The organism is Micromonospora sp. CNZ285 (assembly GCF_004637285.1).
The window spans coordinates 1,321,117-1,342,503 of the sequence record NZ_SPQD01000001.1; the positions used below are offsets into that span (position 1 = coordinate 1,321,117).

At 75.4% G+C, this 21,387-nt stretch carries 21 protein-coding genes; 15 read left to right on the forward strand and 6 right to left on the reverse strand.

Annotated elements, in window-relative coordinates:
* Positions 1-139: 139 nt before the first annotated feature.
* The 5 genes from CLT75_RS05920 to CLT75_RS05940 all read left to right on the forward strand — a co-directional run bounded on the left by CLT75_RS05920 (position 140) and on the right by CLT75_RS05940 (position 4,489).
* Positions 140-1,900, forward strand: a complete 1,761-nt coding sequence (locus CLT75_RS05920; protein ID WP_135239863.1) for a PP2C family protein-serine/threonine phosphatase — start codon at positions 140-142, stop codon at positions 1,898-1,900.
* The gene (locus CLT75_RS05925) at positions 1,897-2,943 is read left to right on the forward strand and encodes a cobalamin B12-binding domain-containing protein (protein WP_135239864.1); all 1,047 of its coding nucleotides are present in this window, start codon (positions 1,897-1,899) and stop codon (positions 2,941-2,943) included. The genes CLT75_RS05920 and CLT75_RS05925 overlap by 4 nt, the downstream gene beginning before the upstream one ends.
* A 76-nt stretch (positions 2,944-3,019) precedes the next feature.
* The gene (locus tag CLT75_RS05930; protein WP_135239865.1) at positions 3,020-3,367 is read left to right on the forward strand and encodes an STAS domain-containing protein; all 348 of its coding nucleotides are present in this window, start codon (positions 3,020-3,022) and stop codon (positions 3,365-3,367) included.
* A gap of 71 nt (positions 3,368-3,438) precedes the next feature.
* Entirely contained in the window at positions 3,439-3,885 is a 447-nt protein-coding gene (locus tag CLT75_RS05935; RefSeq protein ID WP_135239866.1) for a response regulator, read from the forward strand.
* Between the two features lie 118 nt (positions 3,886-4,003).
* Positions 4,004-4,489, forward strand: a complete 486-nt coding sequence (locus tag CLT75_RS05940) for an ATPase (RefSeq protein WP_135239867.1) — start codon at positions 4,004-4,006, stop codon at positions 4,487-4,489.
* 10 nt (positions 4,490-4,499) lie between these two features.
* Here CLT75_RS05940 and CLT75_RS05945 read toward each other — a convergent pair whose 3' ends face one another.
* Positions 4,500-5,333: a hypothetical protein gene (locus CLT75_RS05945; RefSeq protein ID WP_209310276.1), complete on the reverse strand. Its 834-nt coding sequence runs from the start codon at positions 5,331-5,333 to the stop codon at positions 4,500-4,502.
* Between the two features lie 363 nt (positions 5,334-5,696).
* Here CLT75_RS05945 and CLT75_RS05950 point away from each other — a divergent pair, with 363 nt between their 5' ends.
* Positions 5,697-6,635 carry an endonuclease/exonuclease/phosphatase family protein gene (locus CLT75_RS05950; RefSeq protein ID WP_486485070.1) on the forward strand — a complete coding sequence of 313 codons (939 nt, stop codon included), beginning with the start codon at positions 5,697-5,699 and terminating at the stop codon, positions 6,633-6,635.
* Between the two features lie 4 nt (positions 6,636-6,639).
* On the opposite strand, the gene CLT75_RS05955 is transcribed toward CLT75_RS05950, so the two are convergent.
* Both CLT75_RS05955 and CLT75_RS05960 read right to left on the reverse strand, forming a co-directional pair.
* Complete coding sequence (locus tag CLT75_RS05955; protein ID WP_013285994.1) at positions 6,640-7,068, reverse strand: OsmC family protein; 429 nt, start codon at positions 7,066-7,068, stop codon at positions 6,640-6,642.
* 80 nt (positions 7,069-7,148) lie between these two features.
* On the reverse strand, positions 7,149-8,096 hold the full coding sequence (locus tag CLT75_RS05960) for a serine/threonine-protein kinase (RefSeq protein ID WP_135239869.1): 948 nt from the start codon (positions 8,094-8,096) through the stop codon (positions 7,149-7,151).
* 128 nt (positions 8,097-8,224) lie between these two features.
* Here CLT75_RS05960 and CLT75_RS05965 point away from each other — a divergent pair, with 128 nt between their 5' ends.
* Positions 8,225-8,449 carry a hypothetical protein gene (locus CLT75_RS05965; protein WP_120570161.1) on the forward strand — a complete coding sequence of 75 codons (225 nt, stop codon included), beginning with the start codon at positions 8,225-8,227 and terminating at the stop codon, positions 8,447-8,449.
* 27 nt (positions 8,450-8,476) lie between these two features.
* Here CLT75_RS05965 and CLT75_RS05970 read toward each other — a convergent pair whose 3' ends face one another.
* The gene (locus tag CLT75_RS05970) at positions 8,477-9,274 is read right to left on the reverse strand and encodes an alpha/beta fold hydrolase (protein ID WP_135239870.1); all 798 of its coding nucleotides are present in this window, start codon (positions 9,272-9,274) and stop codon (positions 8,477-8,479) included.
* Positions 9,271-10,164, reverse strand: coding sequence for an SDR family oxidoreductase (locus tag CLT75_RS05975; RefSeq protein WP_135239871.1), 894 nt, complete (start codon positions 10,162-10,164; stop codon positions 9,271-9,273). Before CLT75_RS05975 ends, CLT75_RS05970 begins: the two co-directional genes overlap by 4 nt.
* Before the next feature lie 136 nt (positions 10,165-10,300).
* On the opposite strand from CLT75_RS05975, the gene CLT75_RS05980 reads away from it, so the two are divergent.
* The 5 genes from CLT75_RS05980 to CLT75_RS06000 all read left to right on the forward strand — a co-directional run bounded on the left by CLT75_RS05980 (position 10,301) and on the right by CLT75_RS06000 (position 17,014).
* Positions 10,301-11,047 (forward strand): response regulator transcription factor, encoded by a 747-nt coding sequence (locus tag CLT75_RS05980; protein WP_374667421.1) that lies wholly within the window; start codon positions 10,301-10,303, stop codon positions 11,045-11,047.
* Entirely contained in the window at positions 11,025-12,557 is a 1,533-nt protein-coding gene (locus tag CLT75_RS05985) for a sensor histidine kinase (RefSeq protein ID WP_135239872.1), read from the forward strand. Before CLT75_RS05980 ends, CLT75_RS05985 begins: the two co-directional genes overlap by 23 nt.
* A gap of 45 nt (positions 12,558-12,602) precedes the next feature.
* The gene (locus CLT75_RS05990) at positions 12,603-14,951 is read left to right on the forward strand and encodes a glycosyltransferase family 39 protein (RefSeq protein ID WP_135239873.1); all 2,349 of its coding nucleotides are present in this window, start codon (positions 12,603-12,605) and stop codon (positions 14,949-14,951) included.
* 3 nt (positions 14,952-14,954) lie between these two features.
* A complete protein-coding gene (locus CLT75_RS05995) occupies positions 14,955-16,178 on the forward strand; it encodes a dolichyl-phosphate beta-glucosyltransferase (protein WP_135239874.1) in 1,224 nt (407 codons plus the stop codon).
* Between the two features lie 110 nt (positions 16,179-16,288).
* Complete coding sequence (locus tag CLT75_RS06000; RefSeq protein ID WP_135239875.1) at positions 16,289-17,014, forward strand: helix-turn-helix transcriptional regulator; 726 nt, start codon at positions 16,289-16,291, stop codon at positions 17,012-17,014.
* Positions 17,015-17,048: 34 nt separating this feature from the next.
* Here the strand turns inward: CLT75_RS06000 and CLT75_RS06005 are convergent, their stop codons facing one another.
* A complete protein-coding gene (locus CLT75_RS06005; RefSeq protein WP_135239876.1) occupies positions 17,049-17,450 on the reverse strand; it encodes a VOC family protein in 402 nt (133 codons plus the stop codon).
* Positions 17,451-17,631: 181 nt separating this feature from the next.
* Here CLT75_RS06005 and CLT75_RS32555 point away from each other — a divergent pair, with 181 nt between their 5' ends.
* From CLT75_RS32555 to CLT75_RS06015, 3 genes are read left to right on the forward strand one after another with little or no spacing between them, the layout of a single operon-like run.
* Positions 17,632-17,790 carry a hypothetical protein gene (locus CLT75_RS32555; RefSeq protein ID WP_013286005.1) on the forward strand — a complete coding sequence of 53 codons (159 nt, stop codon included), beginning with the start codon at positions 17,632-17,634 and terminating at the stop codon, positions 17,788-17,790.
* Positions 17,787-19,202: a methyltransferase domain-containing protein gene (locus CLT75_RS06010; protein ID WP_135239877.1), complete on the forward strand. Its 1,416-nt coding sequence runs from the start codon at positions 17,787-17,789 to the stop codon at positions 19,200-19,202. Before CLT75_RS32555 ends, CLT75_RS06010 begins: the two co-directional genes overlap by 4 nt.
* A complete protein-coding gene (locus CLT75_RS06015) occupies positions 19,195-21,240 on the forward strand; it encodes a sulfatase-like hydrolase/transferase (RefSeq protein ID WP_135239878.1) in 2,046 nt (681 codons plus the stop codon). Before CLT75_RS06010 ends, CLT75_RS06015 begins: the two co-directional genes overlap by 8 nt.
* Positions 21,241-21,387: the final 147 nt, after the last annotated feature.

Below are 21,387 nucleotides of genomic sequence, written 5' to 3' on the forward strand. Positions count from 1 at the left end.
CTCGCAGGACGCGCGAGCGGGCCGCCAGCGCCGTGAGGTGGCGGTCCCGGCATACCGGCGTAGGGTGGGCGGTGAGACGTGACCACAGGCGCCGGGTCCGGCGCCCCCGGGTGCCGACGAGGAGAGTGGGGCTCAGCTGGTGACTGCTGCCGACGTCAGGGGTGCCGACCCGGGCGACGGACGGATCTCCACGCCGAGTGCCGCACGGGCTCCGGCGTGGTCCGCCGCCGCGCCCGTGCCGTCCGCCCTGCCGCCGCTGGCCGCCGACCGCGACCTCACCGTCCCGAACTGGTCCGAGGTGGTCGAGCACTTCCGCGAGGGCCTGGTCGTCTGCGACGCCGACGGTGTCGTCCAGCACGTGAGCCCGGTCGCGGAGCGGCTGATCCCCGAGGTGACGCCCGGCGAGCTGCTGGCCGCGGCCGGCCCGGTCCCGCTGCGCGGCGACGGCCCGGCCGAGTTCACCCACCACGGGCGGCGGCTGCGGGTACGACCGGTCGCGCTGTCCCGCCACCGGCGCTGCTGGTACGTCGACGACGTCACCGAGAGCGTCAGCCGGGCCGACGCGCTGCTCGCCGAGCGGGCACGTTCGGCGTTCCTCGCCGTGGTCGGCGAGAAGCTCGGCAACCCGCTGCACCCGGACCGGGCCGCCGCCGCGGTGGTGCGCCTGGCCGTGCCCACGGCGGCCGACGTCGCGGTTCTCGTCCTCGCCCCCCGTTCCGGCCGGGCCCGCTGGTGGCGGGCGGTACGCGCGGACGACAGGTCGCCCGTCGTGGACAGCGGGGTGCTGTCCGCCACGGCGCTCCCGGCGGCCATCGAGGCCGGCCTGGACGGCACCGAGCCGCACGAGCTGGACTGGCTGGTCGAGCAGGCCGCCGAGGCGGGCTGGCTGCCCGGCCTCGACGCCTCCGGCGCCACCGCGCGGGTGGTGCCGCTGCCGGGCCGGGAGGCGCCGGCCGGGGCGCTGCTGGTGGTCCGGCGCGCCGACCGCTGGTACGACGAGGCCGACGTGGACCTGGTCCGCGCGTTCGCGGCCCGGGCCGGCGCGGCGCTGACCACCGCCGTGCTCTACCGCGACCAGGCCGAGGTCGCCGACACGTTGCAGGCCAGCCTGCTGCCGGTCGAGCCGGCTCCCGCGTCCGGCGTGCAGTGGGGCACCGCGTACCGGCCGGCGCAGGCCGGGCTGCGCATCGGCGGTGACTTCTACGGCTCGCACCGGCTCGCCGACGGCGGCTCGGTCTTCTTCCTCGGCGACGTGTCGGGCAAGGGCGTGGAGGCGGCCGTGTTCACCGGCCAGCTCCGCCAGTGCCTGCAGGCGCTGCACCGGGTGGAGACCCAGCCGGGGCGGCTGCTGAAGCTGCTCAACGACGCGTTGCTGGAGACCACGCAGGCGCACGGGCAGGGCCGGTTCGCCACCATGGTGCTCGGCGTGGCCCGGCCGGACCGCGACGGCGGCCTGACGCTGACCCTGGCCGGCGGTGGGCACCTGCCGCCGCTGGTGCTGCGCGAGTCCGGCGAGGTCGAGGCGGTGCCGCTGCGCGGCATGCTGATCGGCGTGGTGCCCGACCCCCGCATCGGCGAGGTGACAGTGCAACTGGCACCGGGGGAGACCTGCCTGTTCTACAGCGACGGGGTGACCGAGGCGCGCGGCGGGCGGCGCGGCGACGAGCAGTTCGGCGCCGAGCGGCTGCTCCACGCGGTGACCGGCTGCCACCGGATGCCCGCGCCGGCGCTCGCCGAGCGGATCGAGCAGGTGACCTGCGACTGGCTCGCGCACGGCGACCACGACGACATCGCCGTGCTCGCGCTGCGGGCCACCGGCCCGGCCGGGCGGGCGCCGCGGCACCTGCACGCGGTGCCGGACCCGGCCGCGACCGAACGAACGAGGGAGTCGTCCGCGTGACCGTGCCGACCGTCGAGGCCGACCCGGGCCACGTCTTCGCCCGCTATCTGGAGTGCCTGGCCGACGCCGACGAGTCCGCTGCCGTGGCGGTGGCTCGCGGCCTGCTGGAGGCGGGCGTGCCGGCCGAGCGGGTGCTGCTGGACCTGGTCGCCCCGGCCCAGACCGAGGTGGGCGAACGCTGGGCCCGCAACGAGTGGAGCGTCGCCCAGGAGCACGCCGCCACCCACATCAGCGAACGGGTGGTGGCGGCGGTGGCCGCGTACGCCGATCCCCGCCCGACCCGCGGGCGGATCGTGATGGCCTGCATGGACGGCGAGTGGCACGCGCTGCCGGCCCGGCTGGTGGCCGAGGTGCTGCGGCTGCGCGGCTGGCAGGTGGTCTTCCTCGGCGCCAGCGTCCCGGCCGCGCACCTCGTGTCCTACCTGCACCGCTACGACGCGGAGGCGGTGGCGCTGGCCTGCGCGCTGCCGATGCGGCTGCCGCACGCCCACCGGATGGTGGAGGCGTGCCGCCGCTCCGACGTGCCGGTGGTGGTCGGTGGCCGGGGTTTCGGCGACGACGGCCGCTGGGCCCGTGTGCTCGGCGTGCCGTGGGCTCCCGACGCGCCGGCCGCGGCGGACCTGGTGGCCGACGAGCGGGCGTTGCGCGAGGCGTCGCCCGCGCGGCTGGACCACCTGGCCGATGACGAGTACGCCAGCCTGGTCAAGCGGCGCGGCGAGTTGATCGACAGCGCCCTGGCCGACCTGCGGGAGCGGGTGCCGTCGACCGCGGACTACACGCCCGCGCAGCTCGACTCCACGATCAGCGACCTCGGCTACATCGTGGACTTCCTGGCCGCCGCGCTCTACGTGGACGACGCCACGCTGTTCACCGCGTTCGTCGAGTGGCTGGTCGAGATCCTGGTCAGCCGCGGGGTGCCGGCGGGTGCGGTCGGGCTGACGCTCGAGCACTATGGACAGCAGCTGCGCGACTTCCCGCGCGCGACCGCCTTCCTCGACCGGGGCCGCGCTCTGGTCGGCGGGTTGTCGGCGGTGGGCCGCTGACGGGCGTCGGCGCGGCGGTCGCATATACTTGCACCACTGCAAGGATCTGCCTGCTGTGGGAGCGAGGAGGGCCACTGTGACGTTCGCCGTCACGTACGCCCAGCGGGACGGGGGCGGCGCCCACCTCCGGCTGGCCGGTGAGCTCGACCTCGGCACGGCCGGAGAGCTGAACTCGGCGATCGACCGGCTGATCGCCGAGGGACACCGCGAGCTGCTGCTCGATCTCACCGAACTCACGTTCTGCGACTCCACCGGCATCGCGGCCTTCATCCGGGGGGACAACCTCGTCGCCGCCGACGGCGGCTGGCTGCGCCTCACCGGTGCGACCGGGCGGGTGGCCCGCGTGCTCCAGGTGACAGGGCTGGTCGAGGTGCTCCGGCACGACCGCGACACCGTCGACCCGACCGCGCCGGCCGCCTCCTGATCCGGTACATTTCCCCGCCAGCAGCCGGCCGTGCGGCCGGACGCCCTCCTCACCGCGAAGCAGGTAAACCGATGGGCCAGACCAGTCCCAGCCCCGTTCGCATCCTGGTGGTGGACGACGACCCGGGTGACGTCCTGATGATCGAGGAGGCGCTCGCCGACTCCGACGTCGACAAGGTCATCGACGTGGTCGCCGACGGCCAGGAGGCGATGGAGTTCCTCCGCCGCGAGGGCCGGCACGCCGAGGCGCAACGCCCGGACGTGATCCTGCTCGACCTGAACATGCCCCGGATGGACGGGCGGCAGGTGCTCGGCGAGGTCAAGGGTGACGAGAACCTGCGGACCATCCCGATCGTCGTGCTGACCACCTCGAACGCCGACACCGACGTGGTCAGCAGCTACACGTTGCAGGCCAACGCGTACGTGACGAAGCCGATCGACCTGGACGACTTCAACGACGTGGTGCGCCGGATCGACGAGTTCTTCGGACGGGTGGTCGTGCTCCCGAAGCACCAGTAGGTGCGGGAAGTCCGGGCCCCCGCATCCTGAACATTTTGTGGGAACGGCCGCGCCCGGGAGCGCCCGGACCGCAGGATCGGCTGGTGGGGACGCACACCGGCTGCCTGGGGGGCGACGCATGAGGTTCTCGGTGGTGGAGACCGGCTACGACAGGCGTCAGGTGGACGCCTGTCTGGACGAGCTGAGCCTGCGGCTTGGGCGGCTGGCGGCGCGTGCGGAGGGCGCCGCGGGGGCCGGCCGGGAGTGGGACCAGATCCGGTCGGACGCCCTGCACCTGTGCGACTTCCTGCATCGCCGTACCGCCCCGGTCGAGGGCGGCACGTCCCGCCCGCCGGCCGCCGAACGGGAGGCCGCCGAGCTGCTGGCCCAGGCCCGCGCCGAGCTGGAGGCCGCGCGCGAGGAGGCCCGCCGGTTGCGGGAGGAGGCCTACGCCGAGGCCGTGCGGGCCCGCCGCGAGTTCGAGGCGGCCCTGCTGGCGCGCCGGCGCCGGGAGTCCCGGGTCGACGAGATCCTGGCCGGCGCGCGGGGCGATCGGGTGGCGGTGGACACCCCCACCGCCGCGGCGGGCGTGCGTCCCGGTGGCGGCGGACGCAGCGCCGCCTGACCCGCGCCGGTCAGACCAGCGCCGCCACCACGGTCGTGGCGCGCTTCTCGTGCCGGGCGTACGCATCGGGGTAGGCGGACACCTGCACCGCCTGGGCCGCGGCGGTGACGCTCATGTCCTCCCAGCCGGGCACCTCGCGCAGCGCGGCGTAGAAGGCCCGGGCGGCGTACGCCGGCCGCATGAGCTGGGCGACGGTGCCCCAGCCGCTGCTGGGCCGCTGCTGGAACAGCCCGACCGAGTCGTGGTCGGAACCGCTGCCCTGGTGCGGGTGGTCGAACGACTCCGGGAGCACGTCGCTGGCCAGGTTGTAGAGGTCGCTCTCCTGCATGGCGGTGGCGACGGCCACGACCAGCGCCCGGCGGGGCATCTTCATCTCCCGCCCCGCGTCGACGATGGCCTTGGCGTTGTCCATCTGCCGCTGGTCCAGGCCGGCGACCGGCCGGGGGCGCTTGGGCGGCACGGGCTTGCGCGGCGGCTTCTTCGTCGCCGGGGTGGCGCTGGGCGTGGGGGCGGGCGGCGGCAGGGCCGCGGCGGCGGGCGGCGCGATCCGGGTGAAGTCGCGGGAGGCGCGCTGGTCGGCGGCGGCCCGGTCGGCGACGGCCTCGCGTACCTCCAGGTGCGCCGGGCCGTTCTCGCCGACGCCTGCCACGCCGATCAGGCCGAGGCAGCAGGTGACGCCGGTGGCCACCGCGATCCGGCCGGGTACGGTCCGGGCCGGGCCGCGTCGCGGCGGTTCCGGGGCGCGATGACGCCCCACTCTCCGTTCGGCTGATGCCGGGTCAATCGTTCGGCGAACCGGGCGGTTGGCGGGCAGCGGCTGATGATCGGAGTCGTCGGGATGCACCCGCCGAGGCTAGAAAGCTCCAGGGCTTTTGCCATCGGGGTGATTGGTGGCATGCGCCACAATCTGCCGGATTCGCGGGCCGCATTAGGGGTGCCGGATCATGAAAACCGCCAACGTCGCGTACCCGGAAGAACGCCTATGTCGGTTTCGGCGGTGCGAAACGGGCGCCGGGCCGGGTCGGCGGCGGCGTACCCCCGGTTCCTCCGTTCGGCGGAGGGTGCCCTGGTCGGACGGCTTGCGCACGGCGGCGGCCCACCGACCCGCCGGGATCGACACCTCGCGATCGGACGCTCCGCGCCCGAGCCCTGTGGATCATGGCGAGGCCGCCGCGCGGCGGCCCGGGCGCTCGATACGATTCCCACGGTGACGGAGCGGATGGTCGACGAGCGCCCGAGCGGCCCCCGCAGCCGGCGCGGCACGCTCGTCGTCGTCTGCGCCGTGCTGCTCGCGCTGCTGCTCGCCGGGCACCGGCTGGTGCCCAACGTCCACGGCCTGGGCAGCCTGATGGACAGCGTCACCCCGCTGCTCGGGATCGCCGTACCGCTGCTCGCGCTGGCGGCGCTGCTGCGCCGCTCCCGGCCCGCGCTGCTGGCGGTGCTGCTGCCGGCCCTGATCTGGGCCGGGCTGTACGGACGCGCCTGGCTGCCCCCGGCCGCCGGCGCGGACGGCGCCACGGTCCGGGTGGTCAGCCAGAACCTGCGCGTGAGCAACCCCGACCCGGCCGCCACCGTCGGCGCGCTCACCGGCGACGCCCCGGACCTGATCGGGCTCCAGGAGGTCGCCGACGGCGGCCGGGTGGCGCCGGTACTGGCCGAGCGCTACCCGCACCGGGCGGTCGTGTCGACAGTCGCGCTGTGGAGCCGGTGGCCGATCCGCGAGGCGCACGGCGTGGACACCGGGCTGGGCTGGGACCGCGCGCTGCGGGCCGTCGTGGCCGCGCCCCGGGGCGACCTGACCGTGTACGTGGCCCACCTCGGCTCCGCGCGGGCCGGGCACACCGCCACCCGGGACCAGACCGTCGCCGCGCTGGCCGACGCCGTGCGCGCCGACCCGGCCGACCGGCTGGTGGTGCTCGGCGACCTGAACACCGCCACCACCGACCGGGTCTTCGACCCGCTGACCCGCCTGCTCGGCGACGCGCAGGCCGAGGCCGGGCAGGGATTCGGCTTCACCTGGCCGGCGGAGCTACCCGTCACCCGCCCGGACCACGTCCTCTACCGGGGACTCACGCCGACCACCGCCGGGGTGCTGCGCACCCCGGACAGCGACCACCGCGCGGTGACGGCCGGCTTCCGCTGGTGAACGCTCAGTGCCGGCCGTTCTCCGCCGGGGTCACGGTGAGCCGGTGCCGGCTCGGGTCGCCGCTGGAGAACGGCCACAGCCGGTCCGCGTACGCGACCAGATCGGCCAGCTGATCCCGGGTCAGTCCCGCCGAGGAGATCTCGGCGTGCACGTCGGCCCGGTAACGGCCGTCGTCGTCGCGGCCCAGTTTCGCCTCGGCGGTCACCTGCACGGTGTGCGCCTCGTCGGTGATCTCCCCGGCCGCCTCCACCGCCGCGTGGTGCAGGCAGGAGGCGAACGCCGCGGCCAGGAGCTGTTCCGGCGTCAGGCCGGTGCAGTGCGGCGCCAGCGGGGACGCCAGGGCGGAGGAGAGCCCGCCGTCGTCGGTGCGTACGTGACCGCCCGCCGCGGTCGCCGTGGCCGTCTCGGCCAGCCAGGAACTCGGATCCGGCATCGCGTTCCTCCCGTCACTCACCGGACCGCGTTCCCGGACCCGCAGCGGCGAAACCGTGCCCGGGCGGGCAGTAGGAGCGCTCAGCCGACCCGGCCGCTGGTCGCGGCGTCGACTGCCATCGCCTCGGTGGCCTCGGCGGCGGCCCGGCTGGTCCACGGCGACACCTGCGGTGCGCGTTGCCGGGGCAGCGTCGCGGTCATCGGCACGTAGACCCGGGCGTCCACCGCCTCGGCCAGCAGCAGCGCCGCCATCGGGCTGGTCGGCCGGGCGCACGGGTCGGCGTCGAGGCAGCTCCGGCACAGCTCCGCCACCTCGCCCGGCAGGCCGGGCACCTCGGGCAGCGGGCGTGGTGGCCGGCGGCGGCGCGACCCGAGCAGCTGGGTGGTGCTGCCGGCCTCGTACGGCAGCTCGCCGGTGAGGCAGTAGTACAGCAGCACGCCGAGGGCGTACATGTCGGCGGCCGGGGTGGCGGGCTGCCGGTCGAGCTGTTCCGGCGCCAGGTACGCCGGGGTGCCCACCACGACGCCGTCCGGAGTGCGGTCCGGTGCGCCGGCCGGGGTGGCGATGCCGAAGTCGAGCACCTTCACCCCGCACGGGGTGAGGATCACGTTCGCGGGCTTCACGTCCCGGTGCACGATGCCGTGCGCGTGCGCGGCGGCGAGCGCGGCGCACACCTCGGCGCAGACCCGCACCGCGATCCGCCAGTCCAGCGGCCCGCTGCGCAGGTGCGCGGCGAGCGTCTCGCCCTCGGCCAGCTCCATCACGATGTACGGCACCGGCCGCCCGTCCGGCAGCGTCGCGGTGCCGAAGTCGTGCACGCTCGCCACGTTCGGGTGCACCAGCCGAGCCGCCGAACGCGCCTCGTCCCGGATGCGTTCGACCGAGCCGGCGTCGCCGTCGAGCGCGGGCGAGATGAGCTTCACCGCGACGGTCCGGTCCAGCACGCGGTCGTGCGCGCGCCACACCTCCGACATGCCACCCAGGCCGGCCCGCTGTTCGAGCTCGTACCGCCCGCCCAGCGTCCTCATCGCCACTCCTCGCCTCGTCCGGTGCCCTCCGGTCCCGCTACCCGGCCCCGGAGCTGTGCAAACCGCAGAGGGTACGCACCCCGGCGGGGTAGCTTCGCGGCGAGGGCGTCGACGGACGGAGGGCAGCGGTGGCCGTGGTGCGCGTGCGGTTCGTCGGCGGACCGGCCGACGAGCTGACCCGGGAGCTGCCCGCCGGGCCGGACGGCGTGCCGCCGCCCCGGTGGGTGCTGCGTCATCCGGAGGAGCCGGCCGAGGGGGTGGCCGACCACCTCTACGAGCGCGACGACCACGCGTCACCCGGTGGCTGGACGATGCGGTACGTGCACACGTTCCCGTTCGGTGCGACCGAGTGAGACTCCGCAGCGGCCGCAGGCGAGGCGTCAGGCCGGCCGGACGCCGGTGGTGCCGAGGATGACCGAGGCGACCAGCTCGGGGTCGTCGTGCATCGGCACGTGCCCGCAGCCGGGCAGGTCCAGGTGCCGGGCGCCGGGCAGCCGGGTACGTGCCAGCGCCGCCTGCCGGTACGGCAGGATCCGGTCCCGCGTACCCCACGCGACGGTCACCGGCACCGTCGGCGCGCCCGCGTAGGCGTACCCCCGCCCGGCGCGGGCGACGGCGCGGAACGCCCGGGCCTGGCGCAGCGCGCGGGCGTCGGCGAGCGCGTCGTCGAGGGCCATCCGGTTGGGCCGGGCCAGGATCATGCCCATCGCCAGCATCCGCAGCGCGGGTGCGGCGAACAGGCGGCGCAGCACCGGTTCGGGCAGCCGGGCCGCGTTGCGGTGCAGGGAGAGCACTGCCAGCGCCCAGCGCAGCTCGCGCGCGGTGCAGAACCCGGCCGGCGACAGCGCGGTGGCCGAGGAGACGGCGCCGAGCGCGGCCAGTTCCAGCGCGATCGCGCCGCCGAGGCTGTTGCCCGCGACGTGCGGGCGGTCCAGTCCGAACGCGCCGAACAGCTCGACCATGGCCGCGGCCAGCCCGGGCATGTCGGCGGGCAGCCCGGCGGCGGGCAACGGGGAGCGGCCGAAGCCCGGCAGGTCGACGGCGATCACGTCGTGCGCCTCGGCGAGGCGGTCCATCACCGGCCGCCAGGCGGCCCAGTGGTGACCGATGCCGTGCAGCAGCACCAGCGTGGGCCCGGCGCCCCGCCGCTCGTAGACGACCTCCACCGGCGCGGTCACGGCCGCCCCTGCGGCGTGCTGGCGCCGAAGCCCCGGCCCAGCGCCCGGGACTGCTCCTCGATCAGCGGGACGGTGGCCCGGGCGGTGCGACCCACCAACCGGTCGGCCAGCGGGCTGACCAGCACCGATCGCATCGCCTGCACGCCGGCCACGGCGCGCGGCACGTACACCCGGCGGCTGCGGCGCTCGATCGCCCGGACGAACGCCTCGGCGCACTCGGCCACCGTGGTGGTGCGCCGCAGCGGCCACGGCAGCTTCGCCAGCGCCGTCTCGAAGGCCGGCAGGTCGGCGCGCGCCTCGCGGACCAGGTCGGTGTCCACCCAGGACGGATGGGCGGTGCCGACCGCCACGCCCCGGTGCGCCAGTTCGAGGCGGATCGCGTTGCCGAACTGTTCGACGCCGGCCTTGGACGCGCAGTAGGCGGCCATGCCGGGCAGCGCGGCGAACGCCGCGGCCGAGGAGACGATCAGCAGGTAGCCGCCCCGGTCGACGAGCGCGGGCACGGTCGCCGCCGCGGTGCGCATCACCCCGATCAGGTTGACCTCGACGGTACGCACCAGCGCCTCGACGTCGCCGACGGCGATCGTGCCGCGGTTGGCCACCCCGGCGTTCGCCACCACCGCGTCGATCCCGCCCAGCGTCGCCAGTGTCCCGTCCACCGCCGACGCGAGGGCGTTCTGGTCGGTGACGTCGGCGGCGAACCAGGCGTGCCCCGGGCCCAGCTCGGCGGCGAGCGCGGCGAGCCGGTCTGGTTCCAGTCCGACGAGGGACAACCGGGCGCCGCGGGCCGCGGCGAGGCGGGCGGTGTGCTCGCCGATGCCCCGGGCCGCGCCGGTCACCAGCACCACCTTGCCGGCCAACCGGCCGGAAACACGACCATCGATGGACATGCCGGGAAGTTACCACCGGGTAGCCCCGGTGCGGAAGACCCGGCCGCACCTGCCCGGATCGCCGCCGAACGGCGCGCACAGCTGGTACACAGGATCGGGACAGCCCGGCGACAGCGGGTCCGCCCACGATGGGGGCATGGTCATGAACGCGCAGTCCGCGCAGGGTCGCATCGAGCTGCGCCGACCGGACGGCGAACCGGTGCGGGTGCTCGTCGTCGACGACGAGCCGACGCTCACCGACCTGCTCTCGATGGCCCTGCGGTACGAGGGCTGGCAGGTAGCCACCGCCGGCAGCGGCATGGCGGCGGTCACCACCGCCCGTCAGTTCCGCCCGGACGCCGTGGTGCTCGACGTGATGCTGCCCGACCTGGACGGCTTCCAGGTGCTGCGCCGCCTGCGCGAGCAGTCGCCGAGCGTGCCGGTGCTGTTCCTCACCGCCCGCGACGCCGTGGAGGAACGCGTCGCCGGGCTCACCGTCGGCGGCGACGACTACGTCACCAAGCCGTTCAGCCTGGAGGAGGTGATCGCCCGGCTGCGTGCGCTGCTGCGCCGCTCCGGCTTCGCGGTCGCCGCCCGCCAGGAGGCGGTGCTCACCGTCGGCGACCTCACCCTCGACGAGGACAGCCACGAGGTACGCCGCGGCGACGACCTGATCACGCTCACCGCCACCGAGTTCGAGCTGCTGCGCTACCTCATGCGCAACCCGCGCCGGGTGCTCAGCAAGGCGCAGATCCTCGACCGGGTGTGGAACTACGACTTCGGCGGCCAGGCCAACGTGGTCGAGCTGTACATCTCGTACCTGCGCAAGAAGATCGACGCGGGCCGCGCGCCCATGATCCACACATTGCGCGGGGCGGGTTATGTCCTCAAGCCCGCCGAGTGACAGCCGGGGCCGGCTGCGCCGCCGCCTGGCCGGCTGGTCGCTGCGCCGCCGGCTCGTGCTCTCCGTGGTGGCGCTGCTCGCGCTGGTCAGCCTCGGCATCGGCGGCCTGACCACAGTGGCGCTGCGGCACTTCCTGATCGACCAGATCGACAACCAGCTCACCTTCGGCGACCGGCGGCCCGCCGACTTCGAACGCTGGGCCCGCCGCGGCGTCGACCCGCCGCGCCCGGACCAGCGGCCCCTCCCACCGGACGACGACGAGGTCGCGCCCGACCCGCCGAACGGCTTCCCGCCCGGCTCGATCTCGGTCCGGGTCCCCGCCTCCGCCGAACCCGTCGGCCGGGTGCGCGCGGAGAGCGGCAGCAGCGAGGCACTGCCCGCCGCGGACCTCACCGCGCTGACCGGCGTACCCCGGGACGACCGCCCGCACACCGTCGTCGTCGGCGACCGGGGGGACTACCGCGCGGTCGCGCTGCCCTCGCCGCGCGGCGACGGCGACGTGCTGGTCCTCGCGATCCCGCTGGCCCAGGTGGACGACACCGTCATGTGGATGCTCGTCGCCCAGGCCGGGGTGATCGGCGCCGGCCTGGTCATCGCCGGCGCCCTCGGTCTGCTCATCGTCCGGGTCACGCTGCGCCCGCTCAACCGCGTCGCCGCCACCGCCGCCCGGGTCACCGAACTGCCGCTCGACCGCGGCGAGGTCGCCCTGTCCGTGCGGGTGCCGGCCGCCGACACCGACCCCCGCACCGAGGTCGGTCAGGTCGGCGGCGCGCTCAACCGGATGCTCGGCCACGTCGCCGCCGCGCTCGCCGCCCGGCAGGCCAGCGAGACCCGGGTACGCCAGTTCGTCGCCGACGCCAGCCACGAGCTGCGCACCCCCCTGGCCGCCATCCGCGGGTACGCCGAGGTGGCCCGCCGGGGCCGCCAAGAGGTGCCGCCCGACGTGGCGCACGCGCTGCGCCGGGTCGAGTCGGAGAGCACCCGGATGACCAGCCTCGTCGACGACCTGCTGCTGCTGGCCCGGCTGGACTCCGGCCGCCCGCTCGCCGCCGAACCGGTCGACCTGACCGCCATGGCCGTGAACGCGGTCAGCGACGCGCACGTCGCCGGACCCGGCCACCGCTGGCAACTCGACCTGCCCGACGAGCCGCTCACCGTCACCGGCGACGCCCACCGGCTGCACCAGGTGCTGGCGAACCTGCTGGCGAACGCGCGGGTGCACACCCCGGCCGGCACCACCGTCACGGTCCGGCTCGCGCCCGCGCCCGACGGCGTCGAACTCCGCGTCACCGACGACGGACCGGGCATCCCGGAGCAGTTGCAGCCGGAGGTCTTCGAGCGGTTCGCCCGCGGCGACACCTCCCGCTCCCGCGCGCAGGGCAGCACCGGACTGGGACTGGCCATCGTCGCCGCCGTGGTGGAGGCACACCACGGCCGGGTCGACGTGGTCAGCCGGCCCGGTCACACCGCGTTCACGGTCTGGCTGCCGGGATCCACAGCCGACGCATAGGCCGTTCACGGGAGCGGGCCAGCGGGCCCGCCGAGTCTTGCCGGCATGAACCGAACCGAGAGCCTGCCGACCGCCCCGCCGGCCCCTGTGCCCGTACCCCTGGAGACCCGCGCGGACCGCGAACCGCGCTGGGCCCGGCCGGCGCTGCTCGGCCTGCTGGCCGCCACAGCGCTGCTCTACGTGTGGGGTCTGGGCGCCTCCGGCTGGGCCAACGCGTTCTACTCGGCCGCCGTGCAGGCCGGGTCGCAGAGCTGGACGGCGTTCTTCTACGGCTCGTCCGACGCGGCCAATTCGATCACGGTGGACAAGACCCCCGCCTCGCTGTGGCTGATGGCGCTCTCGGTGCGCGTCTTCGGCCTGAGCGGCTGGTCGATCCTCGTGCCGCAGGCGCTGCTCGGCGTCGCCTCCGTCGGCGTGCTGTACGCGACGGTCTGCCGCTGGTACGGCCCGGCCGCCGGACTGCTCGCCGGCGCGGTGCTCGCGCTCACCCCGGTGGCGACGCTGATGTTCCGGTTCAACAACCCGGACGCGCTGCTGGTGTTCCTGCTCGTCGCCGCCGCGTACGCCACGGTGCGCGCGGTCGAGACGGCGAGCACCCGGTGGATCGCGCTGACCGGCGTGCTCGTCGGCTTCGGCTTCCTCACCAAGATGCTCCAGGCGTTCCTGGTGATCCCGGTCTTCGCCGGGGTCTACCTGCTGGCCGCGCCGACCGGCCTCGGACGGCGGATCCGCCAACTGCTGCTCGCCGGCCTGGCCGTGGTCGTCTCCGCCGGCTGGTGGGTGGCGATCGTCGAGCTGGTGCCGGCGAGCGCCCGCCCGTACATCGGCGGCTCGCAGAACAACAGCATCCTGGAGCTGACGCTCGGCTACAACGGCCTGGGCCGCATCACCGGCGACGAGGTGGGCAGCGTCGGCGGCGGTGGCGGCCGGCCCGGTGGGGGAGGCGGCGGGCCGTTCTCCGGTCAGACCGGTCTCCTGCGGATGTTCGACACCGAGGTCGGCGGGCAGATCTCCTGGCTGCTGCCCGCCGCGCTGATCCTGCTGGTCGCCGGGCTGTGGCTGGCCGGGCGGGCACCGCGTACCGACCGCACCCGGGCCGGTCTGCTGCTGTGGGGCGGCTGGCTGCTGGTCACCGGCCTGATCTTCAGCTTCATGTCCGGGATCTTCCACGCGTACTACACGGTCGCCCTGGCCCCGGCGGTCGGCGCGCTGGTCGGCATCGGGACCACCCTGCTCTGGCGCGCCCGCTCCGCGCCGGTCCGGTGGCACCGGCTAGCCGCCACGCTGGTCCTGGCCGGCACGCTGGCGGTCACCGCCTGGTGGTCCTGGCACCTGCTCGGCCGCACCCCCGACTGGCACCCCTCGCTGCGCCCCACGGTCCTGGCCGTGGGCCTGACCACCGCAGCCCTCCTGGCCACCTCGGCGGTGATCAAGGAGTTCGTGTCCGGGAACGGCGTTCAAAGTGACGCGAACTCCTTGGTCAACTCGGAGACGGGGGTGGCGGCGGGGCCCGGGGCCGGGTTTGCCGGGCGGGTTGTGCGGTGGGTCGTGCCGGTGGTGTCCGTCGCCGGGATCGCGGTGGCGCTGGCCGGGCCGGCCGCGTACGCGATGCAGACCGCTGCCACGCCGCACAGCGGCTCGATCCCGAGCGCCGGGCCGGCCGGAGCGGGTGGCTTCGGCGGTCCCGGTGGACCGGGCGGGCGGACGCCGGGCAGCGGGAACGGGCAGTTCCCCGGTGGTCCGGGCGGTAGGAACGGGCAGTTCCCGAGCTTCCCGGGCGGCCCGAACGGCACCGGCTCGGACGGCACGGGTTCCGACGGCTCCGGCCCGGACGGCACCGGCCGGGACGGCGGGGCGAACGCCGGTGGGTTCCCCGGATTCCCTGGCGGTGGTTCGGCCCCGGGCGCGCCCGGCACCGGGCAGGACGGCGGCACCGCGCCGGGTGGCATCCCGGGTCTGGGCGGCTTCCCCGGGCAGGACAGCGGGACCGGGCAGGAAGGGCGGGGGCAGCGCGGCGGGGGCATGGGCGGGCTGCTCGACGCCCGCGAGCCGAGCGCCGAGATGACCGCGCTGCTCACCGCCGGCGCCGACGACTACACCTGGGTCGCCGCGACGGTCGGCTCGAACAACGCCTCCGGCTACCAGCTGGCGACCGGCCGGCCGGTCATGCCGATCGGCGGGTTCAACGGCAGTGACCCGTCGCCGACGCTCGCCCAGTTCCAGCGGTACGTCGCCGACGGGCGGATCCACTACTTCCTCGGTGGCGGCGGGTTCCGGGCCAACGGCGGCAGCAACGCCTCGGCCGAGATCGCCGCGTGGGTCGCGGAGACCTTCACCGCGACCACCGTCGACGGCGTGACCGTGTACGACCTGAGCAGCGGAAAGCAGGGCTGAGCGATGACCGACACGTACGCGCCCCGGGCCGCCGTGCAGGCCCGGCCCGCCGCCGGCAGCGCGGTGCTCGACGTGGTGGTTCCGGTCTACAACGAGGAGGCCGACCTCGGGCCCTGCGTCCGGCGGCTGCACGCGCACCTGACCGCGCACTTCCCGTACCCGTTCCGGATCACGGTGGCCGACAACGCCAGCGTGGACGGCACCCCGGCGGTGGCCCGCGCCCTCGCCGGCGAGCTGCCCGAGGTGGGGGTGCTGCGCCTGGACGAGAAGGGCCGCGGGCGGGCGTTGCGGGCCGCCTGGTCGGCCTCGCGGGCGCCGGTGCTCGCGTACATGGACGTGGACCTGTCCACCGACCTGGCCGCGCTGCTGCCGCTTGTCGCGCCGCTCATCTCCGGGCACTCGGACCTGGCCATCGGCACCCGGCTGGCCCGCACCAGCCGGGTTGTCCGGGGCGCCAAGCGGGAGGTCATCTCGCGCGGTTACAACCTGCTGCTGCGGGGTGCGCTCGCGGCGCGTTTCTCCGACGCCCAGTGCGGGTTCAAGGCGATCCGCGCCGACGTGGCCGCCGAACTGCTGCCGCTGGTACGCGACACCGGCTGGTTCTTCGACACCGAGCTGCTGGTCCTGGCGCAGCGGGCCGGGCTGCGCATCCACGAGGTGCCGGTGGACTGGGTGGACGACCCGGACAGCCGGGTCGACATCGTCGCCACCGCGCTGGCCGACCTGCGCGGCATCGGGCGGCTGGGCCGGGCGCTGGTGACCGGGGCGCTGCCGCTGGCGCAGCTGCGCGCCCAGCTCGGCCGGGGGCCGCTGCCGGCCCCGCCGGCGCGGGTGCCGGTCGGGTTGCCGCGCCAGCTCGCCCGGTTCGCCGCGGTGGGCGTGGCGAGCACGCTCGCGTACCTGCTGTTGTTCCTGCTGGCCCGCGGCCCGCTCGGGGCGCAACCGGCGAATCTGCTGGCGCTGCTGCTCACCGCGGTGGCGAACACGGCGGCCAACCGGCGGCTCACGTTCGGCGTCAGCGGGCGCCGGCACGCCGGCCGGCACCACCTCCAGGGGCTGCTCGCGTTCGCGCTCGGCCTGGCCCTGACCAGCGGCTCCCTGGCCGCGCTGCACGCCACCACCACCCCGAACCGCGCGTTGGAGCTGACCGTCCTGATAACCGCCAACCTGGCCGCCACCGCCCTGCGCTTCCTCCTGCTCCGCCTGGCCATGCACCACCGCCCCTGACCCCCACCACCCCTGACCCCACCCCGTCGATCATGAGGTTGGCGGTGCGACACGCCGGGCCACGGCACCGTCAACTTCATGATCGACGGGGAGGGTGGGAGGGTGGGGGCGTGTACCGGGAGTGGAAGGTGGCGGGGGTTCCGGGCGGGGTGCTGTGGAGCAGCGTCTCCGGTGGGAGTGAGACGCGGGTGCTGCCGGACGGGTGCCTCGACCTGCTCTGGTCCAGCCGGTCCGGGCTGCTGGTGGCGGGTCCGGACCGCACCGCGCACCTGTCGCGTTCGGCGCCGGGGGACCTGTGGATCGGGCTGCGCCTGCCGCCGGGAACCGGCCCGGCCGTGTTCGGAGTGCCGGCCGAGGAGCTGCGGGACCGCCGCGTACCGCTCGCCGACCTGTGGGGCAGCGCCGCCGCCGAGGTGACCGAGCGGGTCGAGGCGGCGCTGGCCGCGCCGGGCAACGAGGCTGCCGGGGTGCTCACCCGGGTCGCCCGCGACCGGCTGCGCGCGGCCGGCGGCGCCGACCCGATCGGCGCGCATGTCGCCGCCCGCCTGGCCGCCGGGGCCACCGTCGCCGCGACCGCCGCCGAGGTCGGCCTCGGCCCGCGCGCCCTGCACCGCCGCAGCCGGGCCCTGTTCGGGTACGGCCCGAAGACGCTGGCCCGCATCCTGCGGATGCGCCGCGCGCTGGACCTGGCCCGCGCCGGTGCGCCGCTCGCCGAGGTGGCGGTGCGCAGCGGGTACGCCGACCAGGCCCACCTGACCCGCGAGGTGCGGGAGCTGGCCGGGGTGCCGCCGACCCGGCTGCTCGCCCCGGCCCGGAGCCGCCCGCAGGCGAGCTGACCGGCCCGGAAGCGGCCCGCGAACCGGCTCGCGTCTACTCGGCCGCGGGCAGCGGGGCGAACAGGTCCACGCCGTTGCCGTCCGGGTCGTGCAGGACCGCGTACCGCTGCCCCCAGAACGCGTCCCACGGCGGCATCTCGCCGTGGTACCCGGCGCCGGTCAGCTCGGCGTACCAGCGGTCCACCTCGGCCGGATCGGCGCACCGGAAGGCCAGGCTCATCCGGTTGTTGCCGCCGGACGGGTCGAACTCGGGATGGAAACTGCGGATCACCTCGACCGTGTCCCAGGCCAGCCGTACCCCGTTCGGCAGGGTGACCTCGACGTGCCCCTCGGTCTCGGCGCCGGCCGGGATCGGCAGCCCCAGCCGCCGGTAGAAGTCGAGCGTGCGGGCCATGTCGGTGACCACGGCCCCGACCAGATCGAACTGCGGTGTCATGCGGCCACCGTAGGCGCGACCGGGCCGGCCCGTCTTGAACGGATCGGACGGGGGACGAGTGGCCGGTGTGGCCGCGCACCCGGACGCCGAGACGTTACGGTGAGGGACAAGTCCGGCTTCGAGCAATAAAGCTCGCATTCCGGGCGTGCTCCGATGACCGGCGAGGGAAGGAAAAGCAGCCGTGACGCATCTGGCCTACCTGGACGCGGGATCCGGCAGTCTCATCGTGCAGGCGGTGGTCGGCGGGGTGGCCGGGGTGGCGGTGGCCGCCAAGCTCTACTGGCGCCGCCTGGTGTCCCGGTTCCGGCGTCAGCCCTCCGACCAGGGCCCGGCGGCGTGACGATCCCCGACACCGGCGTCCGCGTCGAGCCCGGCTCCTTCCGCGACCCCGGCAACCGGGTGTTCCACCGCGGCGAGGAGGTGCTGCGCGGACTCGACGAGCGCTCCGCCCGGGACTGGCGAGCGCTGTCCGTCACCGACTTCTTCCGCCAGGCCACCAGCACCGGGCAGATCGTCGGCACCGAGGAACTGACCCCGACCCCTGTCGACGCGCCCTGGACCACGGTGCTGCGGCACGAGCGGATCCCGTTCGTCTCGCACCCCTACGAGTGGTCGTCCGCCATGCTGCGCGACGCCGCGCTGCTGCACCTGGACGTGCTGCGCGCCGCCCTGGAAGCCGGCTTCACCACCAAGGACGGCTCGGCGTACAACGTGCAGTGGCGCGGCGCCCGGCCGGTCTTCATCGACGTCGGCTCGTTCGAGGCACTGCGCGACGGCGAACCCTGGGCCGGCTACCGGCAGTTCTGCCAGACGCTGCTCTACCCGCTGCTCATCCAGGCCCACCTCGGGCTGGACTTCCAGCCGTTCCTGCGCGCCCGCGTCGACGGCGTCGAACCGGACCAGATGCGCCGGCTGTTCGGCGGCACCCGGCGCTGGCGGGCCGGCGTGCCCACCCACGTGCACCTGCACGGTGCCATGCAGGCCCGCAACTCCGCCGCGAGCACCACCGACGTCCGCGCTCAGTTGCGCGCCGCCGGGTTCTCCCGCGAGCTGGCGCTGGCCACGGTACGCGGACTGACGAAGCTGGTCCGCCGCCTCGACCACCGGCCCGGCGACAGCCACTGGTCGGACTACCAGCGCACCTGCGCGTACTCGGTGCCGGACCGGCAGGCCAAGGAGGAGTTCGTCGACCGGGCGGTGGCCGCCGTCGGTGGCGGCTCGGCGCTGGACCTGGGCGCCAACGACGGCCGGTACGCCCGCATCGCCGCCCGGCACGCCGCGCACGTGGTCGCCGTCGAGCAGGATCCGGCGGTCGTCGACACGCTCTACCGCGCGCTGCGCGACGAGGGCGAGACACGGATCCTGCCGCTGGTGATGGACCTGGCGGACCCGTCCCCGGGCGGCGGCTGGCGCGGCGTCGAGCGGGCCGCGTTCGCCGACCGGGCCCGCGCGGACACCGTCCTGGCCCTGGCTGTGGTGCACCACCTGGCGATCGGGCGCAACGTGCCGTTGCCCGATGTGCTCGACCAGCTCACCGCGCTCACCGCCACCGGCGGCAGCCTGGTGGTGGAGTTCGTCCACCCGGACGACCCGATGGCCCGCCGGCTGCTGGCGAACAAGCCCGACGGACTGTTCCCGGACTACCGGCGGGACGTCTTCGAGGCGCTACTGGGCCGCCGGGGCCGGGTGGTCGCCCGGACCGAGCTGCCGTCCGGCACCCGCACGCTCTACCAGGTGGTGGTGGGTGGCTGAGGACACCCTCGCGCCACCCCGGGACCACGCCGCCGTCCCGGTCCGGCGGGAACGCCGGCAGTGGTGGCGGGCCGAGGCGGCCCGGCTGGCCGAGGTGGTGGCGCTGGTCGGGCTGGTCGTCACCCAGCCGCTGCTCGACGTGCTCGGCCGCAGCCCCGACTTCTTCCTGTTCCACCGCGCCTCCCGGGCCGACGTGCTGCTGCTTGTCGCCCTGATCGCGCTCGCGCCGACGATGCCGCTCGCGCTGCTCGGCGCACTCGCGCTGCCCGCCGGGCGCCTCACCCGGGCCGCCGTGCACACCGCGTTCGTGGGCCTGCTGCTCGCCGCGCTGGCGGTCCAGGTCGGCCGGCACGTCACGCCGCTTCGGGGCGTACCCCTGCTCGTCGCCGCCGGTGTGGCCGGAGCCGCCGGTGCGGCCGCACACCGGCGGTGGCGGGCGCCCCGGCGGGTGCTGCGGGTCGCCGCCGCCGGGCCGCTGGTGTTCGTCGGGCTGTTCCTGTTCGCCTCGCCCGCCTCGGCGGTGGTGCTGCCGCGCGGCGAGGGCGGCGCGGCCGGTGTGGCCGGCGCGGGCGCACACCCGCCGGTGGTCATGATCGTGCTGGACGAGCTGCCGCTCGTCTCCCTGCTCGGCCCGGACGGCCGGATCGACGCCGAGCGCTACCCGAACTTCGCGGCACTGGCCGGCGGGTCGACGTGGTACCGCAACGCCACCGGCGTCAGCGGCTGGACGCCCTACGCGCTGCCCGCGATGCTCACCGGGCGCTACCCGGAGCGGGGGGTGGCGCCGCACTACTCGCAGTACCCGGACAACCTGTTCACCGCGCTCGGCGGCCTCTACCGGATCAAGGCCGAGGAGAGCATCACCCGGCTCTGCCCACCGAGCCGCTGCGAGCAGGCCACCACCCCGGAACAGGGGCTCGACGTGCTGGTCCGGGAGAGCGGCAGGCTGCTCGGGCGGATCGCCGCGCCGGTGGACAGCCGGATCGACCCGGAGGACTCCTACCGCGAGCGGACCGCCGCCGAGGCCGGGCTGGACGCCGCCGAGCCGGTGCCTGACGACCCGAAGTTCCGCTGGGACACCCTCGACGACAACCAGCCGGCCCGGTTCACCTCGTTCCTCGCCGGGCTGCGCCCCGACACCCGGCCCACGCTGCACTTCCTGCACCTGCTGATGCCGCACTCGCCGTGGGCGTACCTGCCGTCCGGGGCGCACTACGCGGCGCCGGAGGACCTGCCGAACGACGGTGCCGGCTGGGTCGACCTGGCCCGCGCCCGGCATCTGGCCCAGCTCGGCTACACCGACCGGCTGATCGGCGAGACGCTGCGGACGCTGCGCGCCACCGGCCTCTACGACAAGGCGCTGGTGGTGCTCACCGCCGACCACGGCGTCAGCTTCCGCCGGGACTGGCAGGGCCGGGGGATGGACGCCATCGACCACGCCGCGAACGAGGTGGCCTGGGTGCCGATGTTCGTCAAGGAACCCGGCCAGCGCGCCGGGCGGGTGGACGACCGCAACTGGGAGCACGTCGACCTGCTGCCCACGATCGCCGACGAGACGCACATGCGGGTGCCCTGGCGGATGGACGGCCGGTCGGCGAAGGCCGCCCCGCGCGAGCGGGCCGACAAACGCTTCTACGACCGCCCCGGCCAGCCGGTCACCATCAACGGCGGTGTGCCCGCCCCTCTCCCGCCGCTTCCCGTCGACCCGCTCGTCGGCACCCGGGCCGGTGACGTGCCGGTCGGCGGGACCGCCACGGTGGCGAACCGGGACGCGTTCGACGCGGTCGACCCGGCCGGCGGCGGGCTGCCCGCGATGGTCTGGGGCACCGTGCCGGACGGCGTGCCCGACGGCACCCGGCTCGCCGTGGCGGTCAACGGCACCGTCGGCGCGGTGGTGCCCGTGGTGCCGCCGGACGCCGGTGGACGGCGGTTCGCCGCGCTGCTCGCCGACGACCGTCTGTTCGCCGCCGGAGCCAACCGGCTCGACCTCTACCGGGTCGGCGACGACGGGACGCTGCGGCGGCTCACGCTGTCGTGACGGACCTCCCGAACGTCCCCATGGCCGCGCTCCCATCCGGTTTCCGGACCGGCTGGCCGGGAAACAGGTGACGCACACCTCACCCTCAAACCATGACGAGCGGTGTTCTCCGCGCCGTGATTACGGTAGAAGCGAAGGCAATTCAAC

Bases quoted from the DNA above. Each gene is read 5' to 3' on its own strand.
- CLT75_RS05935 (WP_135239866.1), top strand. From the start codon at position 3,439: ATGGGCCAGACCAGTCCCAGCCCCGTTCGCATCCTGGTGGTGGACGAC.
- CLT75_RS05940 (WP_135239867.1), top strand. From the start codon at position 4,004: ATGAGGTTCTCGGTGGTGGAGACCGGCTACGACAGGCGTCAGGTGGAC.
- CLT75_RS05955 (WP_013285994.1), bottom strand. From the start codon at position 7,068: ATGCCGGATCCGAGTTCCTGGCTGGCCGAGACGGCCACGGCGACCGCG.
- CLT75_RS05960 (WP_135239869.1), bottom strand. From the start codon at position 8,096: ATGAGGACGCTGGGCGGGCGGTACGAGCTCGAACAGCGGGCCGGCCTG.
- CLT75_RS05975 (WP_135239871.1), bottom strand. From the start codon at position 10,164: ATGTCCATCGATGGTCGTGTTTCCGGCCGGTTGGCCGGCAAGGTGGTG.
- CLT75_RS05980 (WP_374667421.1), top strand. From the start codon at position 10,301: ATGGTCATGAACGCGCAGTCCGCGCAGGGTCGCATCGAGCTGCGCCGA.
- CLT75_RS05985 (WP_135239872.1), top strand. From the start codon at position 11,025: ATGTCCTCAAGCCCGCCGAGTGACAGCCGGGGCCGGCTGCGCCGCCGC.
- CLT75_RS05990 (WP_135239873.1), top strand. From the start codon at position 12,603: ATGAACCGAACCGAGAGCCTGCCGACCGCCCCGCCGGCCCCTGTGCCC.
- CLT75_RS05995 (WP_135239874.1), top strand. From the start codon at position 14,955: ATGACCGACACGTACGCGCCCCGGGCCGCCGTGCAGGCCCGGCCCGCC.
- CLT75_RS06005 (WP_135239876.1), bottom strand. From the start codon at position 17,450: ATGACACCGCAGTTCGATCTGGTCGGGGCCGTGGTCACCGACATGGCC.